Genomic DNA, 15,245 nt, shown 5'->3' on the forward strand with positions numbered 1-15,245 from the left:
CGGCCCGTAGTTGCGGGCTGCTTACAGACCCATGTCCTTCGCGATGATCGACTTCATGATCTCGCTGGTGCCGCCGTAGATGCGGTTGACCCGGTTGTCCGCGTACAGACGGGCGATCGGGTACTCGTTCATGAAGCCGTAGCCGCCGTGCAGCTGGAGGCAGCGGTCGATCACGCGGTGGGCGACCTCGGTGCAGAACAGCTTGGCGCTGGCGGCCTCGGCCGGGGTCAGCTCGCCCGCGTCCAGGGCCTCCGTGGCGCGGTCGGCGACGGCCTCGGCCGCGTCGACCTCGGCCTGGCAGGCGGCCAGCTCGAACTTGGTGTTCTGGAAGTGCGCGACCGGCTTGCCGAAGACGACGCGCTCCTGCACGTACTGCTTGGCGAACCGGACGGCGGCCTTGGCCTGCGCGTACGCGCCGTAGGCGATGCCCCAGCGCTCGGAGGCGAGGTTGTGGCCGAGGTAGTAGAAGCCCTTGTTCTCCTCGCCGAGCAGGTCCTCGACGGGCACCTTGACGTCGACGAACGCCAGCTCGGCGGTGTCGGAGGTCTTGAGGCCGAGCTTGTCCAGCTTGCGGCCGACCGAGTAGCCCTCGGCCTTGGTGTCCACGACGAAGAGGGAGATGCCGTGACGGCGGTCCTCGGCGGTGGGTGCGGAGGTGCGGGCGCAGACGATCATGCGGTCGGCGTGGACGCCGCCGGTGATGAAGGTCTTGGAGCCGTTGAGGACGTAGTGCGTGCCGTCCTCGGAGAGCTTGGCGGTGCTCTTCATGCCCGCGAGGTCGGAGCCGGTGCCCGGCTCGGTCATCGCGATCGCCCACATCTCCTCGCCGGAGACGAACTTCGGCAGGAAGCGCTTCTTCTGCTCGTCGGTGGCGAGCAGCTTGAGGTACGGCAGACCGAGCAGCACGTGCACACCGGAGCCGCCGAAGGAGACGCCCGCGCGGGCGGTCTCCTCGTAGAGCACGGCCTCGAACTTGTACGAGTCGATGCCGGCGCCGCCGTACTCCTCGTCGACGCGGATGCCGAAGACGCCGAGCTCGGCGAGCTTGTAGTAGAAGTCGCGCGGCGCCTGGCCGGCCGCGAACCACTCGTCGTAGACGGGGACGACCTCGGCCTCGATGAAGGCCCGGAGGGTCTCCCGGAACGCCTCGTGATCCTCGTTGAACACCGTACGGCGCACCGCCGGCCCCTCTCTGCGCCTAAGCCGGCGCCGCTCTCGCGGATGTGGTTGCTCGCCGTCGGGGTTGCTCAATGCGTGGTTGCGGCACAGTCGCGGGTCCGATGGCTAAGCGCTTGCTCAGAGAACAACCGTACCGGCGAGTACGAACAGCGTCCAGGGTGGGGCGGGGGTAACGCTCGTCACTCCCCTGCCGCCGCGAACGCGCCCCGGGCCATCCGGTGCAGCAGCGACGCCGTGGCCGCGCGCCCGGGCAGGGAACCCGGCCGGCCGAGGTGCGGGGTGGAGTTCAGCAGACCGAAGACGGAGTGCACCGCCGAGCGGGCGGCCGGCTCGGCGAGGCCGGGATACACCGCGCGCAGCACCTCCACCCAGAGCTCGACGTACTGCCGCTGGAGCTGGCGGACCAGCTTGCGGTCGCTGTCACGGAGGCGGTCCAGCTCGCGGTCGTGCAGGGTGATCAGGGGGCGGTCGTCGAGGGCGAAGTCGATGTGGCCCTCGACGAGCGAGTCCAGGACCGCCTCGGAGGGCACCCCGTCGGCCTCCTCCAGGCGCCGCTTCGCCCCCGTCAGCAGCCGCTCACTGATGCCGACCAGCAGCTCGGCGAGCATCGCGTCCTTGCCGGGGAAGTGCCGGTAGAGACCCGGACCGCTGATGCCGACCGCGGCGCCTATCTCGTCCACCCCGACGCCGTGGAACCCGCGCTCGGCGAACAGCCGCGCGGCCTCCCTGAGGATCTGCTCGCGGCGGGTGGGGGCGTCGGTTCTCGTGGCCATGAAGACGATTCTAGACAGGGAGGTTAGCGGTCGTTAACCTGGAGGAAATGGTTAACGCTCATTAACAGTCGATCACTGGGTGAGGGGACCGCAAGGATGGAGCAGGCACCGGAGCTGACGAGTGCGGCAGACCCCGCGTCGGAGGCCTGGCGGGCCAACGAGGCGGCGCACCGCGCCCTCGTCGACGAGCTGCGCGGCAAACTCGCCGCGGCCCGGCTGGGGGGTGGGGAGAAGGCGCGGGCCCGGCACACCGCGCGCGGGAAGCTGCTGCCCCGGGACCGGGTCGACGCCCTGCTGGACCCGGGGTCGCCGTTCCTGGAGCTGGCGCCGCTCGCCGCCGACGGCCTCTACGAGGGACAGGCCCCGGCGGCCGGGGTCATCGCCGGGATCGGCCGGGTCAGCGGACGCGCGTGCGTGATCGTCGCCAACGACGCCACCGTCAAGGGCGGCACGTACTACCCGATGACGGTGAAGAAGCATCTGCGGGCCCAGGAGGTCGCCCTCGAGAACCGGCTGCCCTGTCTGTATCTCGTGGACTCCGGCGGGGCCTTCCTGCCGATGCAGGACGAGGTGTTCCCGGACCGGGAGCACTTCGGGCGGATCTTCTACAACCAGGCCCGGATGTCCGGGGCCGGGATTCCGCAGATCGCGGCCGTGCTGGGCTCGTGCACGGCCGGCGGGGCCTATGTCCCGGCCATGAGCGACGAGGCCGTGATCGTCCGCGGCCAGGGCACGATCTTCCTGGGCGGTCCCCCGCTGGTGAAGGCCGCCACCGGCGAGGTCGTCACCGCCGAGGAGCTGGGCGGCGGCGAGGTGCACGCGCGGGTGTCGGGCGTGACCGACCATCTCGCGGAGGACGACGCGCACGCGCTGCGGATCGTCCGGAACATCGTCGACACGCTCCCCGCGCGCGGGCCCCTCCCCTGGGAGGTGCGGGCGTCCGTCGAGCCCAAGGTCGACCCGTACGGGCTGTACGGCGCCGTGCCCGTCGACTCCCGCACCCCCTACGACGTCCGCGAGGTCATCGCGCGTGTGGTCGACGGCTCCCGCTTCGCGGAGTTCAAGGCCGAGTTCGGGCAGACCCTGGTCACCGGCTTCGCCCGGATCCACGGCCACCCGGTCGGCATCGTCGCCAACAACGGCATCCTGTTCTCCGAGTCCGCCCAGAAGGGCGCGCATTTCGTCGAACTGTGCGACCAGCGCGGGATCCCGCTGGTGTTCCTCCAGAACATCTCCGGGTTCATGGTCGGCCGGGACTACGAGGCCGGGGGCATCGCCAAGCACGGCGCCAAGATGGTGACGGCGGTGGCGTGCACGCGCGTGCCGAAGCTGACGGTCGTCGTCGGCGGGTCGTACGGCGCCGGGAACTACTCCATGTGCGGCCGGGCCTACTCGCCCCGCTTCCTGTGGATGTGGCCGGGCGCCAAGATCTCCGTCATGGGCGGCGAGCAGGCCGCCTCCGTCCTCGCGACGGTCAAGCGGGACCAGCTTCAGGCGCAGGGCCAGGAGTGGTCCGCGGACGCGGAGGAGGCCTTCAAGGCGCCGGTCCGGCAGCAGTACGAGCGCCAGGGCAGCGCCTACTACGCCACCGCCCGACTCTGGGACGACGGTGTGATCGACCCGCTGGAGACCCGGCAGGTGCTGGGTCTCGCACTGACCGCCTGTGCCCATGCGCCGCTGGGTGAGCCCCAGTTCGGCGTCTTCCGGATGTGAGGAGGGGAGCCTTGATGTTCGACACCGTGCTTGTGGCCAACCGGGGCGAGATCGCCGTCCGCGTCATCCGCACCCTGCGCGCGCTGGGGGTGCGCTCGGTGGCCGTCTTCTCCGACGCCGACGCGGAGGCCCGGCACGTCCGGGAGGCGGACACGGCCGTACGCATCGGCCCGCCGCCCGCGGCCGAGAGCTATCTGTCGGTGGAGCGGCTGCTGGAGGCGGCCGCCCGAACCGGCGCCCGGGCGGTCCACCCCGGATACGGCTTCCTCGCCGAGAACGCCCGCTTCGCGCGCGCGTGCGCCGACGCCGGGCTGGTCTTCATCGGACCGCCCGCGGACGCCATCGCCCTGATGGGCGACAAGATCCGCGCCAAGGAGACCGTGCAGGCGGCCGGCGTCCCGGTCGTCCCGGGCGGCCGTGACCCCGAACTGGCCGAGGCCGCCCGTCGACTGGGCGCGCCCGTCCTGCTCAAGCCGTCGGCCGGCGGCGGGGGCAAGGGCATGCGCCTGGTACGGGACCTGGCCGTGCTGGACGAGGAGATCGCCGCCGCCCGCCGCGAGGCCAGCGCCTCCTTCGGCGACGACACGCTCCTCGTCGAGCGGTCGGTGGACCGGCCCCGGCACATCGAGATCCAGGTGCTGGCCGACGGCCACGGGAACGTGGTGCACCTGGGCGAGCGCGAGTGCTCCCTCCAGCGCCGGCACCAGAAGATCGTCGAGGAGGCGCCGTCGGTCCTGCTGGACGAGAGGACCCGCGCGGCCATGGGCGAGGCGGCGGTCCAGGCGGCGCGCTCGTGCGGATACCGGGGCGCGGGCACGGTGGAGTTCATCGTGCCGGGCAGCGACCCGTCGTCGTACTTCTTCATGGAGATGAACACCCGCCTCCAGGTGGAGCACCCGGTCACCGAACTGGTCACCGGCCTGGATCTGGTGGAGTGGCAGCTGCGGGTGGCCGCCGGTGAGCCGCTGTCCTTCGGCCAGGAGGACGTCCGGCTGACCGGGCACGCGGTCGAGGCGCGGATCTGCGCCGAGGACCCCGCGCGCGGGTTCCTGCCCTCCGGGGGGACGGTGCTCCGGCTGCGCGAACCCCAGGGCGACGGCGTGCGCACCGACTCCGGGCTGAGCGAGGGCACCGAGGTCGGCAGTCTCTACGACCCGATGCTGTCCAAGGTGATCGCCTACGGACCGGACCGGGAGAGCGCGCTGCGCAGACTCCGGGCGGCCCTCGCGGAGACGGTCACGCTGGGCGTGCAGACCAACGCCGGGTTCCTGCGGCGGCTGCTGGCCCATCCGGCGGTGGTGGCCGGCGAGCTGGACACGGGGCTGGTGGAGCGGGAGGCCGGGACGCTCGTCCCGGCCGGCGTACCGCAGGACGTCTACGCGGCGGCGGCGCTGCTGCGCCAGGCCGCGCTCTCCCCCGCGCCCGCCGCCGGCTGGGTGGACCCCTTCTCCGTCGCGGACGGCTGGCGCCTGGGCGGCGAACCCGCCTGGACGGCACACCACCTGCACGTGCCGGGCCACGATCCGGTGACCGTCCGCGTGCGCGGCACGGCGGACGGCGGGGCAGAGGTGCTGCTGGACGGGGCCGACACCCCGCTGCAGGCTGCCGGGGGCCCGCCCCCGCGGCCGGGCTCCGATCCCCGCTTCACCTGCCGGCTCGACGGCCTCACACAGACCTTCGCCGCGCTGCCGGACGGCACCTGGCTGGGCCGCGACGGCGATGCCTGGCAGGTGCGCGACCACGATCCGGTCGCCGAGTCCCTCACCCGGGGGGCCCACGCGGGCGCCGACTCGCTCACCGCGCCCATGCCCGGCACGGTCACGGTGGTGAAGGTCGCCGTCGGCGACGAGGTGGCCGCGGGCCAGAGCCTGCTGGTCGTCGAGGCGATGAAGATGGAGCACGTCATCTCCGCCCCGCACGCCGGCACGGTCGCCGAACTGGACGTGACGCCGGGCACGACGGTCGCCATGGACCAGGTGCTGGCCGTCATCGCCCCGGCAGAGGAGGACCAGTGACACTTCCCATGGCCGTACCCTCCCCGGGTCTGCCCGCGCGGGTGCGGATCCACGAGGTCGGCGCACGCGACGGTCTGCAGAACGAGAAGGCGGTCGTGCCGACGGCGGTCAAGGCGGAGTTCGTCCGCCGACTGGCCGACGCGGGCCTGACCACCATCGAGGCCACCAGCTTCGTCCACCCCGACTGGGTGCCCCAACTCGCCGACGCCGAGCAACTGTTCCCGCTGGTGAGCGATCTGGACGTGGCGCTGCCGGTCCTGGTGCCGAACGAACGCGGACTCGACCGCGCGCTCTCCCTGGGCGCCCGCCGGGTCGCCGTCTTCATCAGCGCCACCGAGTCCTTCGCGAAGGCCAACCTCAACCGCACGGTGGACGAGGCGCTGGCCATGTCCGAGCCGGTCGTGGCCCGGGCCAAGGAGCAGGGCGTGCATGTGCGCGGCTATCTCTCCATGTGCTTCGGCGACCCGTGGGAGGGCGCGGTCCCGGTCGACCAGGTGGTCCGGGTCTGCCGGGCCCTGCTCGACCTGGGCTGCGACGAGCTGAGCCTGGGCGACACGATCGGCGTGGCCACCCCGGGCCACGTCCGGGCCCTGCTGACCGCGCTGAACGAACAGGGCGTCCCCACCGGCGCGTTGGGCGTGCACTTCCACGACACCTACGGTCAGGCGCTCGCCAACACCCTCGCCGCGCTCCAGCACGGCGTCACCACCGTCGACGCCTCGGCGGGCGGTCTCGGCGGCTGCCCGTACGCCAAGTCCGCCACCGGCAACCTCGCCACCGAAGACCTCGTGTGGATGCTGCGGGGCCTCGGCATCGACACCGGGGTGGACCTCGGCCGTCTCGTCGCCACGAGCGAGTGGATGGCCGGCCAACTGGGCCGACCCAGCCCGTCCCGCACCGTCCGAGCACTCGGTACGACGACACAGCCCCACAAGGAGCAGTGAACCGACATGGACCACCGTCTCTCCCCCGAACTGGAAGAACTCCGCCGCACCGTCGAGGAGTTCGCGCACGACGTGGTCGCGCCCAAGATCGGCGACTTCTACGAGCGGCACGAGTTCCCGTACGAGATCGTCCGTGAGATGGGCCGCATGGGCCTGTTCGGGCTGCCGTTCCCCGAGGAGCACGGCGGCATGGGCGGCGACTACCTCGCCCTCGGCATCGCGCTCGAGGAACTCGCGCGCGTCGACTCGTCCGTGGCGATCACCCTGGAGGCGGGCGTCTCGCTGGGCGCCATGCCGATCCACCTCTTCGGGACGCCGGAGCAGAAGCGGGAGTGGCTGCCGCGCCTGTGCTCCGGCGAGATCCTGGGCGCGTTCGGGCTGACCGAGCCGGACGGCGGCTCGGACGCGGGCGCCACCCGTACGACGGCCCGCCTCGATCCGGACACGGACGAATGGGTGATCAACGGCACCAAGTGCTTCATCACCAACTCGGGAACGGACATCACGGGGCTGGTCACCGTCACGGCGGTGACGGGCCGCAAGCCGGACGGCAGGCCGCTGATCTCAGCGATCATCGTGCCGTCCGGCACCCCGGGGTTCACCGTCGCGAGCCCGTACTCGAAGGTCGGCTGGAACGCGTCGGACACCCGTGAACTGTCCTTCTCCGACGTGCGCGTCCCGGCGGCGAACCTGCTGGGCGAGGAGGGCCGCGGGTACGCGCAGTTCCTGCGGATCCTCGACGAGGGGCGCATCGCCATCGCGGCGCTGGCGACCGGGCTCGCGCAGGGCTGTGTGGACGAGTCGGTCAAGTACGCGAAGGAACGGCACGCGTTCGGCCGTCCGATCGGCGCCAACCAGGCCATCCAGTTCAAGATCGCCGACATGGAGATGAAGGCCCACACGGCCCGCCTCGCCTGGCGGGACGCGGCCTCACGGCTGGTGTCCGGCGACCCCTTCAAGAAGGAGGCGGCCCTGGCGAAGCTCTACTCGTCGACGATCGCCGTCGACAACGCCCGCGACGCCACCCAGGTCCACGGCGGTTACGGCTTCATGAACGAGTACCCGGTGGCCCGGATGTGGCGCGACTCCAAGATCCTGGAGATCGGGGAGGGCACGAGCGAGGTGCAACGGATGCTGATCGCACGGGAGTTGGGGCTCACCGACTGAGGGCGACGGGCTGAACCCGGGGCGCGCCGCGGCGCGTTCGGACGACGATGGGACGCCGGCCCGACATCGCGGGTCCGGTGTGCCACGAGGCCGCCGGACCCTTCAATTCAAGGTGAGGTTAGGCTAACCTACGTTCGATCAGTCCCCGGGTGATCCCCCCGTTCGAAGGTAGCCAGAGACATGTCCAACGCCAGAGCCGCTCGCCCCACCCGCCGTGGCATCCTCGCCGCCGGTGGCGCCCTCGGCCTCGGTGCCGTGCTCGCCGCCTGCGGAGACGACGACGCGAGCGGCAGCGGCTCCCGGTCGTCGGCGAGCTCCTCGGCCAAGTCCGGTCCCTGGACCTTCAAGGACGACCGCGGCACCACGGTGAAGCTCGACAAGGTCCCCGCGAACATCGTCGCCTTCACCGGCGTCGGCGCCGCCCTCCACGACTACGGCATCCAGGTCAAGGGCGTCTTCGGCCCCACCAGGACCACCGCGGGCAAGGCCGACGTCCAGGCCGGCGACATGGACATCAGCAAGGTGACGGTCCTCGGCAACGTCTGGGACGAGTTCAACGTCGAGAAGTACGCGGCCCTCGCGCCCGACGTGCTCATCTCCACGATGTTCGACAACGCCGGCACCCTCTGGTACGTCCCCGAGGCCTCCAAGGACAAGATCGCCAAGCTCGCCCCGAGCGTCGGCGTCTCCGTCTACGACCGCCAGCTGACCGCTCCGCTCCAGCGCGTGTGGGAGCTGGCCGAGTCCCTGGGCGCCGACATGACGGCGGCCGCGGTCACCGACGCCAAGAAGAAGTTCGAGGACGCGGCCGCCCGGCTGCGCGCCGCCGCCAAGGCCAAGCCCGGCATCAAGGTGATGGCCGGTTCCGCGAGTGCCGAACTGTTCTACGTCTCCGGCACCAACCTCTCCATCGACCTGGAGTACTTCAAGGCCCTCGGCGTGAACTTCGTCGAGCCGCCGGAGAGCGCGAAGGCGCAGGGTGGCGGCTGGTACGAGTCGCTGAGCTGGGAGAACGTCGACAAGTACGCGGCCGACATCATCATGATGGACGACCGCTCCTCGACGATCCAGCCCGCCGACATCACCGAGGCGACCTGGAAGACGCTGCCCGCGGTGAAGGCGGGGCAGGTCATCGCGCGGTCGCCGGAGCCGATCCTGTCCTACGCGAAGTGTGTGCCGCTGCTGGAGAACCTCGCCGAGGCTCTCGAGAAGGCGAAGAAGGTCAGCTGAACGCTCCGCCGGGCGGCGTGGGCGACTGCGGGTCCGTCGTGGTTGGTCGCGCCCACGCGGCGGAGCCGCACATCGATGCAGCCCCGCGCCCCTCGGCCGGCTGCCCCGCCCCCTCAAAGCCTGACGAAGCCTGACGAAGCCTCAGGAGTGCACATGACCACCGCCATCGCCGCGCCCTTTCGGTTCTTCTCGCTTCAGGTCGTACGGACTCGACGGCTCGGACCCTCTCTGGTCCGGGTGAGTTTCGCCGGGGAGGATCTGCGGCACTGCTTCTCCGACGGGCGGGACCAGTCGCTGTCCCTCTTCCTGCCGCATCCGGGGCAGTCCGTGCCGGCCGTCCCCTTCGAGCTCGGGGACGGCTGGTGGCAGGGGTGGCGTGAACTGCCGGACGGGGTACGGGCCGTGATGCGGTCGTACACACTGCGCGCGCTGCGTCGCGATCCCGACGAGATCGACATCGACTTCGTGCTGCACACCCCGGCCGGTCCCGCCTCCGCGTGGGCCGCGGGCGCCGCCGCCGGGGACCGGGTCGTGCTGCTGGGCCCGGCCGTGGCCGACAACCGGGCGATCCGGTTCCGGCCGCCCGGGGACACCGACCTGGTCGTGCTGTGGGGCGACGAGACCGCCCTTCCGGCCATCGCCTCGATCCTGGAGTCCCTGCCGGCCGGGCAGCGTGTCCGGGTCTGGCTGGAGGCGCACGAGGCGGGGAACGTGCGGGAGTTGGCGACGGCCGCGGACGCCGAGGTCACCTGGGTGGTCGGGGAGAGTTCGGTGGACGCCCTCCGGGGCGCCCGGCTCCCGGCCGCCCAGCACCCGTACGTCTGGATCGCGGGTGAGTCGGGGTGCGTGAAGGCGTTGCGCCGGCACTTCGTCCAGGAGCGCGGGATCGACCGGCGCAGGATCACCTTCGTCGGGTACTGGCGCCAGGGCATGAGCGAGGAACAGCTCCGCGAGACGGAGTAGCGGCCCCCGCGCCTCCGCGGGCAGGTGCGGGGGCACGGACGTGATCACGGTCACGGCCGAGACAGGATCGTCCAACTTAGGTTAGGCTAACCTAAGTTGAACCCAGGCTCCGCGCTCGGATCCGTCCACCCGCGGACCCCGTCCCCACCCCGGAGGACCCCCACCATGCGCTCGCACCTGCTCAATGACACGACCGCGGAGCAGTACCGCCGCACCGTGACCGAAGGAGTGGAGCGGGTGGCCGCCAAAATCGCCGCCACCGACCGTCCGTTCACCGGCGTCACGGTCGACGCCCTCGCGCCCCGCATCGACGGGATCGACCTGGACGAGCCGCTGCACGACACCGCGGCCGTCCTCGACGAGCTGGAGGAGGTCTACCTCCGCGACGCGATCTACTTCCACCACCCCCGTTACCTCGCCCACCTCAACTGCCCGGTCGTCATCCCCGCCGTGCTGGGCGAGGCGGTCCTGTCGGCCGTCAACTCCTCCCTCGACACCTGGGACCAGTCGGCCGGCGGCACCCTCATCGAGCGCAAACTGATCGACTGGACGACGGCCCGCATCGGCCTCGGCCCGGCCGCCGACGGCGTGTTCACCTCCGGCGGCACGCAGTCCAACCTCCAGGCGCTGCTGCTCGCCCGCGAGGAGGCCAAGCCGGGACGGGACGGGTGGGAAGGGCCGGCCGCCCTCGCCGGACTGCGCATCTTCGCCTCCGAGGTCAGCCACTTCAGCGTGAAGAAGTCCGCGAAACTGCTGGGCCTCGGCGAGGACGCGGTGGTGTCCGTCCCCGTCGACGCCGACAAGCGGATGCAGACGGTCGCGCTCGCCCGCGAGCTGGAGCGCTGCGAGAAGGCCGGCCTGGTCCCCATGGCCGTGGTCGCCACCGCCGGCACCACCGACTTCGGCTCCATCGACCCGCTGCCCGGGATAGCCGAGCTGTGCGACCGGTACGGCACCTGGATGCACGTCGACGCGGCCTACGGCTGCGGTCTGCTCGCCTCCGTCAAGCACCGCGACCGGATCGACGGCATCGAGCGCGCCGACTCCGTCACCGTCGACTACCACAAGTCCTTCTTCCAGCCGGTGAGTTCCTCGGCCGTACTGGTCCGCGACGCGGCCACGCTCCGCCACGCCACCTACCACGCCGAGTACCTGAACCCGCGCCGCATGGTGCAGGAACGCATCCCCAACCAGGTGGACAAGTCCCTGCAGACCACCCGGCGTTTCGACGCGCTCAAGCTGTGGATGACCCTGCGGACCATGGGTGCCGACGGCATCGGTCAGCTCTTCGACGAGGTCTGCGACCTGGCCGCCGAGGGCTGGCAGCTGCTGGCCGCCGACCCGCGCTTCGACGTCGTCGTCCAGCCGTCGCTCTCCACCCTCGTCTTCCGCTACATCCCCGCCGCCGTCACCGACCCGGCCGAGATCGACCGCGCCAACCTCTACGCCCGCAAGGCCCTGTTCGCCTCCGGTGACGCGGTGGTCGCGGGCACCAAGGTCGGCGCCCGCCACTACCTGAAGTTCACCCTGCTCAACCCCGAGACGACGACCGACGACATCGCCGCCGTCCTCGACCTGATCGCCGGCCACGCCGAGCAGTACCTGGGAGAGTCCCTTGACCGCGCTTCCTGAAGCCAGCCGCACCTATGACTTCGTGGGGATCGGGCTCGGCCCCTTCAACCTCGGCCTGGCCTGTCTCACCGAGCCGATCGACACGCTCGACGGTGTCTTCCTGGAGGCCAAGCCAAACTTCGAGTGGCACTCCGGCATGTTCCTCGACGGCGCCCACCTCCAGACGCCGTTCATGTCGGACCTGGTCACCCTGGCCGACCCGACCTCGCCGTACTCCTTCCTCAACTACCTGAAGGAGAAGGGCCGGCTGTACTCGTTCTACATCCGCGAGAACTTCTACCCGCTGCGCGTCGAGTACGACGACTACTGCCGCTGGGCCGCGAACAAGCTGAGCAGCGTGCGCTTCTCGACGACGGTCACGGAAGTGACGTACGAGGACGACGTGTACGTCGTACGGACCGCCGCAGGCGAGCGGTTCCGCGCCCGTCACCTGGTCCTCGGCACCGGCACGCCCCCGTACGTCCCGGAGGCCTGCGCCGGCCTGGGCGGCGACTTCCTGCACAACTCCGGTTATCTGCGCCACAAGGCGGAGCTGCAGAAGAAGGAGTCGATCACGCTGGTCGGCTCCGGGCAGTCGGCCGCCGAGATCTACTACGACCTGCTCGGCGAGATCGACGTGCACGGCTACCGGCTGAACTGGGTCACCCGCTCCCCGCGCTTCTTCCCGCTCGAATACACCAAGCTCACGCTGGAGATGACCTCCCCGGAGTACATCGACTACTTCCGCGAGCTGCCGGAGCCGACCCGCTACCGCCTCACGGCCGAGCAGAAGAACCTCTTCAAGGGCATCGACGGCGATCTCATCAACGAGATCTTCGACCTGCTCTACCAGAAGAACCTCGGCGGTCCGGTGCCCACCCGGCTGCTGACCAACTCCTCACTCAGCAGCGCGCGTTACGCCGACGGCACCTACACCCTCGGGTTCCGCCAGGAGGAGCAGGGGAAGGACTTCGAGCTGAGCTCCCAGGGCCTGGTCCTGGCCACCGGCTACAAGTACGTCGAGCCGGAGTTCCTGAAGCCCGTCCGGGACAGACTGCGCTACGACTCCCGTGGCAACTTCGACGTCGCCCGCAACTACGCCATCGACACCACGGGCCGGGGCGTGTTCCTGCAGAACGCGGGCGCGCACACCCACAGCATCACCTCGCCCGACCTCGGCATGGGCGCGTACCGCAACAGCTCCATCATCCGTGAGCTGCTCGGCAGCGAGTACTACCCGGTCGAGAAGACCATCGCGTTCCAGGAGTTCGGCATATGAGCACCACCAAGGCCGCCGTCGGCCGTCTCAGCCTCCGCCCCCTCGACCCCGTCGAGGACGCCGAGCTGCTGCACGGCTGGGTCACCCATCCCAAGGCCGCCTACTGGATGATGCAAGACGCGAAACCGGTGGACGTCGAGCGCGCCTACATGGACATCGCGGCCGACGAACACCACCACGCCCTGCTCGGTCTGCACGACGGCGAGCCCGCCTTCCTGATGGAGTACTACGACCCCCGCCACCGCGAGCTGGTCGGTCTGTACGAGCCGCGGCCGGGAGACGTCGGCATGCATTTCCTGGTCGCCCCGACGGACCGGCCGGTGCACGGCTTCACCCGGGCCGTCATCACCGCCGTCATGACCCACCTCTTCGAGGACCCGGCGGTGCTGCGCGTCGTCGTCGAACCGGACGTCTCCAACAAGGCGGTCCACGCCCTCAACGAGGCCGTCGGGTTCGTGCCCGAGCGGGAGATCGAGAAGCCGGAGAAGCGGGCGTTGCTGAGCTTCTGCACGCGCGAGCAGTTCACCGCGGCCACGGGGGTCACGGCATGAGCCTCGCCGACGCCGTCGCCCATCTCTCCCCCGAGCGCTGGGAGAAGGCCAACCGCCTGCTCGTCCGCAAGGCCCTCGCCGAGTTCGCGCACGAGCGCCTGATCACCCCCGACCCGATCACGTCCGACGAGAAGGACGGCCGTTACGTCGTCCGCAGCGACGACGGGCTCACCCACTACCGCTTCGCCGCCGTCCGCCATGCCCTGGACCACTGGCAGGTGGACGCCGACTCGATCACCCGCACCCGCGACGGCGCCGAACTCCCGCTCGCGGCGCTGGACTTCATGATCGAGCTGAAGGAGACGCTGGGCCTGAGCGACGAGATCCTGCCGGTCTATCTGGAGGAGATCTCCTCCACCCTCTCCGGCACCTGCTACAAGCTGGCCAAACCGCAGATCACGTCGGCGGAACTGGTCAGAAGCGGGTTCCAGGCCATCGAGACCGGGATGACCGAGGGCCACCCCTGCTTCGTCGCCAACAACGGGCGGCTCGGCTTCGGCATCCACGACTACCTGTCGTACGCCCCCGAGACGGCGAGCCCGGTCCGGCTGGTGTGGCTGGCCGCGCACCGGTCACGGGCGGCGTTCACGGCGGGCGTCGGGATCGAGTACGAGTCGTTCGTGCGGGAGGAGCTGGGCGAGAAGACCGTCGAGCGGTTCGCGGACACGCTGCGCGAGCGGGGACTCGCACCGGACGACTATCTCCTCATCCCCGTCCACCCCTGGCAGTGGTGGAACAAGCTCACCGTCACCTTCGCCGCCGAGATCGCGCGCGGGCACCTGGTCTGTCTGGGCGAGGGCGACGACGAGTACCTGGCACAGCAGTCCATCCGGACGTTCTTCAACAACTCGCACCCCGGGAAGCACTATGTGAAGACGGCCCTGTCCGTCCTCAACATGGGCTTCATGCGCGGACTCTCGGCCGCCTACATGGAGGCGACCCCGGCCATCAACGACTGGCTGGCCCAGCTCATCGACAACGACCCGGTACTGAGGTCGACGGGCCTGTCGATCATCCGGGAGCGGGCGGCCGTGGGCTACCGGCACCTGGAGTACGAGGCGGCGACGGACCGCTACTCGCCGTACCGCAAGATGCTGGCCGCGCTGTGGCGGGAGAGCCCGGTGCCGACGCTCCAGGACGGCGAGTCGCTCGCCACGATGGCCTCCCTGGTCCATGTGGACCACGAGGGCAGGTCGGTGGCCGGCGCACTGATCGAGCAGTCCGGTCTGCCGCCGGCGGAGTGGCTGCGCGGCTACCTCCAGGCGTACTACACCCCGCTCCTGCACAGCTTCTACGCCTACGACCTGGTGTTCATGCCGCACGGCGAGAACACCATCCTGGTCCTGAAGGACGGGGCGGTGCGGCGGGCGGTCTACAAGGACATCGCCGAGGAGATCGCGGTCCTGGACCCGGACGCGGTGCTGCCGCCCGAGGTCCGGCGCATCCGCGTCGAGGTGCCCGAGGACAAGAAGCTCCTGTCCGTCTTCACGGACGTCTTCGACTGCTTCTTCCGCTTCCTCGCGGCCGGCCTCGCCACCGAGGGGATCCTCGCGGAGGACGACTTCTGGCGCACCGTCGCCGAGGTCACCCGCGCCTACCAGGAGGCGAACCCCGAACTGGCCGACCGGTTCCGCCAGTACGACATGTTCGCCCCCGAGTTCGCCCTGTCCTGCCTCAACCGCCTCCAGCTGCGCAACAACCGGCAGATGGTGGATCTGGCGGACCCGTCGGGCGCCCTCCAGCTGATCGGAACCCTGAAGAATCCCGTCACAGGGTTCTGATCGAGGCGACGGGCGCCCCCGGGTACGGTCCCAGGGGGC

Annotated in this window: 12 protein-coding genes; 10 read left to right on the forward strand and 2 right to left on the reverse strand. The window is 70.6% G+C overall.

The window, feature by feature from the left end:
• Positions 1-21: 21 nt before the first annotated feature.
• Entirely contained in the window at positions 22-1,179 is a 1,158-nt protein-coding gene (locus tag ACFWBB_RS02765; RefSeq protein WP_171397439.1) for an acyl-CoA dehydrogenase family protein, read from the reverse strand.
• A 179-nt stretch (positions 1,180-1,358) separates the two neighbouring features.
• Complete coding sequence (locus ACFWBB_RS02770) at positions 1,359-1,952, reverse strand: TetR/AcrR family transcriptional regulator (RefSeq protein WP_385265999.1); 594 nt, start codon at positions 1,950-1,952, stop codon at positions 1,359-1,361.
• Between the two features lie 96 nt (positions 1,953-2,048).
• On the opposite strand from ACFWBB_RS02770, the gene ACFWBB_RS02775 reads away from it, so the two are divergent.
• From ACFWBB_RS02775 to ACFWBB_RS02820, 10 genes are all read left to right on the forward strand, one after another.
• Complete coding sequence (locus ACFWBB_RS02775; protein ID WP_385266002.1) at positions 2,049-3,665, forward strand: carboxyl transferase domain-containing protein; 1,617 nt, start codon at positions 2,049-2,051, stop codon at positions 3,663-3,665.
• A gap of 14 nt (positions 3,666-3,679) precedes the next feature.
• The gene (locus ACFWBB_RS02780) at positions 3,680-5,680 is read left to right on the forward strand and encodes an acetyl/propionyl/methylcrotonyl-CoA carboxylase subunit alpha (RefSeq protein WP_385266005.1); all 2,001 of its coding nucleotides are present in this window, start codon (positions 3,680-3,682) and stop codon (positions 5,678-5,680) included.
• Positions 5,681-5,688: 8 nt separating this feature from the next.
• A complete protein-coding gene (locus ACFWBB_RS02785) occupies positions 5,689-6,624 on the forward strand; it encodes a hydroxymethylglutaryl-CoA lyase (RefSeq protein ID WP_385266008.1) in 936 nt (311 codons plus the stop codon).
• Between the two features lie 6 nt (positions 6,625-6,630).
• Positions 6,631-7,791 (forward strand): acyl-CoA dehydrogenase family protein, encoded by a 1,161-nt coding sequence (locus tag ACFWBB_RS02790; protein WP_385266010.1) that lies wholly within the window; start codon positions 6,631-6,633, stop codon positions 7,789-7,791.
• Between the two features lie 180 nt (positions 7,792-7,971).
• Positions 7,972-9,021, forward strand: coding sequence for an ABC transporter substrate-binding protein (locus tag ACFWBB_RS02795; RefSeq protein WP_385266013.1), 1,050 nt, complete (start codon positions 7,972-7,974; stop codon positions 9,019-9,021).
• Between the two features lie 153 nt (positions 9,022-9,174).
• A complete protein-coding gene (locus ACFWBB_RS02800) occupies positions 9,175-9,984 on the forward strand; it encodes a siderophore-interacting protein (protein ID WP_385266016.1) in 810 nt (269 codons plus the stop codon).
• A 165-nt stretch (positions 9,985-10,149) separates the two neighbouring features.
• Positions 10,150-11,616: a lysine decarboxylase DesA gene (desA, locus tag ACFWBB_RS02805; protein WP_385266019.1), complete on the forward strand. Its 1,467-nt coding sequence runs from the start codon at positions 10,150-10,152 to the stop codon at positions 11,614-11,616.
• Positions 11,600-12,874, forward strand: a complete 1,275-nt coding sequence (locus ACFWBB_RS02810) for a lysine N(6)-hydroxylase/L-ornithine N(5)-oxygenase family protein (protein WP_385266022.1) — start codon at positions 11,600-11,602, stop codon at positions 12,872-12,874. Before desA ends, ACFWBB_RS02810 begins: the two co-directional genes overlap by 17 nt.
• A complete protein-coding gene (locus ACFWBB_RS02815) occupies positions 12,871-13,425 on the forward strand; it encodes a GNAT family N-acetyltransferase (RefSeq protein WP_385266025.1) in 555 nt (184 codons plus the stop codon). The genes ACFWBB_RS02810 and ACFWBB_RS02815 overlap by 4 nt, the downstream gene beginning before the upstream one ends.
• Positions 13,422-15,206 (forward strand): IucA/IucC family protein, encoded by a 1,785-nt coding sequence (locus ACFWBB_RS02820; protein WP_385266026.1) that lies wholly within the window; start codon positions 13,422-13,424, stop codon positions 15,204-15,206. The genes ACFWBB_RS02815 and ACFWBB_RS02820 overlap by 4 nt, the downstream gene beginning before the upstream one ends.
• Positions 15,207-15,245 lie beyond the last annotated feature (39 nt).

This window comes from Streptomyces sp. NPDC060000 (assembly GCF_042737375.1).
Taxonomy (GTDB): Bacteria; Actinomycetota; Actinomycetes; order Streptomycetales; family Streptomycetaceae; genus Streptomyces.

What these genes read in the sequence shown, in the direction of transcription:
- ACFWBB_RS02820 (WP_385266026.1), top strand. Translation starts at nt 13,422, where the DNA reads ATGAGCCTCGCCGACGCCGTCGCCCATCTCTCCCCCGAGCGCTGGGAG.
- ACFWBB_RS02770 (WP_385265999.1), bottom strand. Translation starts at nt 1,952, where the DNA reads ATGGCCACGAGAACCGACGCCCCCACCCGCCGCGAGCAGATCCTCAGG.
- ACFWBB_RS02790 (WP_385266010.1), top strand. Translation starts at nt 6,631, where the DNA reads ATGGACCACCGTCTCTCCCCCGAACTGGAAGAACTCCGCCGCACCGTC.
- ACFWBB_RS02785 (WP_385266008.1), top strand. Translation starts at nt 5,689, where the DNA reads ATGGCCGTACCCTCCCCGGGTCTGCCCGCGCGGGTGCGGATCCACGAG.
- ACFWBB_RS02795 (WP_385266013.1), top strand. Translation starts at nt 7,972, where the DNA reads ATGTCCAACGCCAGAGCCGCTCGCCCCACCCGCCGTGGCATCCTCGCC.
- ACFWBB_RS02775 (WP_385266002.1), top strand. Translation starts at nt 2,049, where the DNA reads ATGGAGCAGGCACCGGAGCTGACGAGTGCGGCAGACCCCGCGTCGGAG.
- ACFWBB_RS02800 (WP_385266016.1), top strand. Translation starts at nt 9,175, where the DNA reads ATGACCACCGCCATCGCCGCGCCCTTTCGGTTCTTCTCGCTTCAGGTC.
- ACFWBB_RS02815 (WP_385266025.1), top strand. Translation starts at nt 12,871, where the DNA reads ATGAGCACCACCAAGGCCGCCGTCGGCCGTCTCAGCCTCCGCCCCCTC.
- desA (WP_385266019.1), top strand. Translation starts at nt 10,150, where the DNA reads ATGCGCTCGCACCTGCTCAATGACACGACCGCGGAGCAGTACCGCCGC.
- ACFWBB_RS02780 (WP_385266005.1), top strand. Translation starts at nt 3,680, where the DNA reads ATGTTCGACACCGTGCTTGTGGCCAACCGGGGCGAGATCGCCGTCCGC.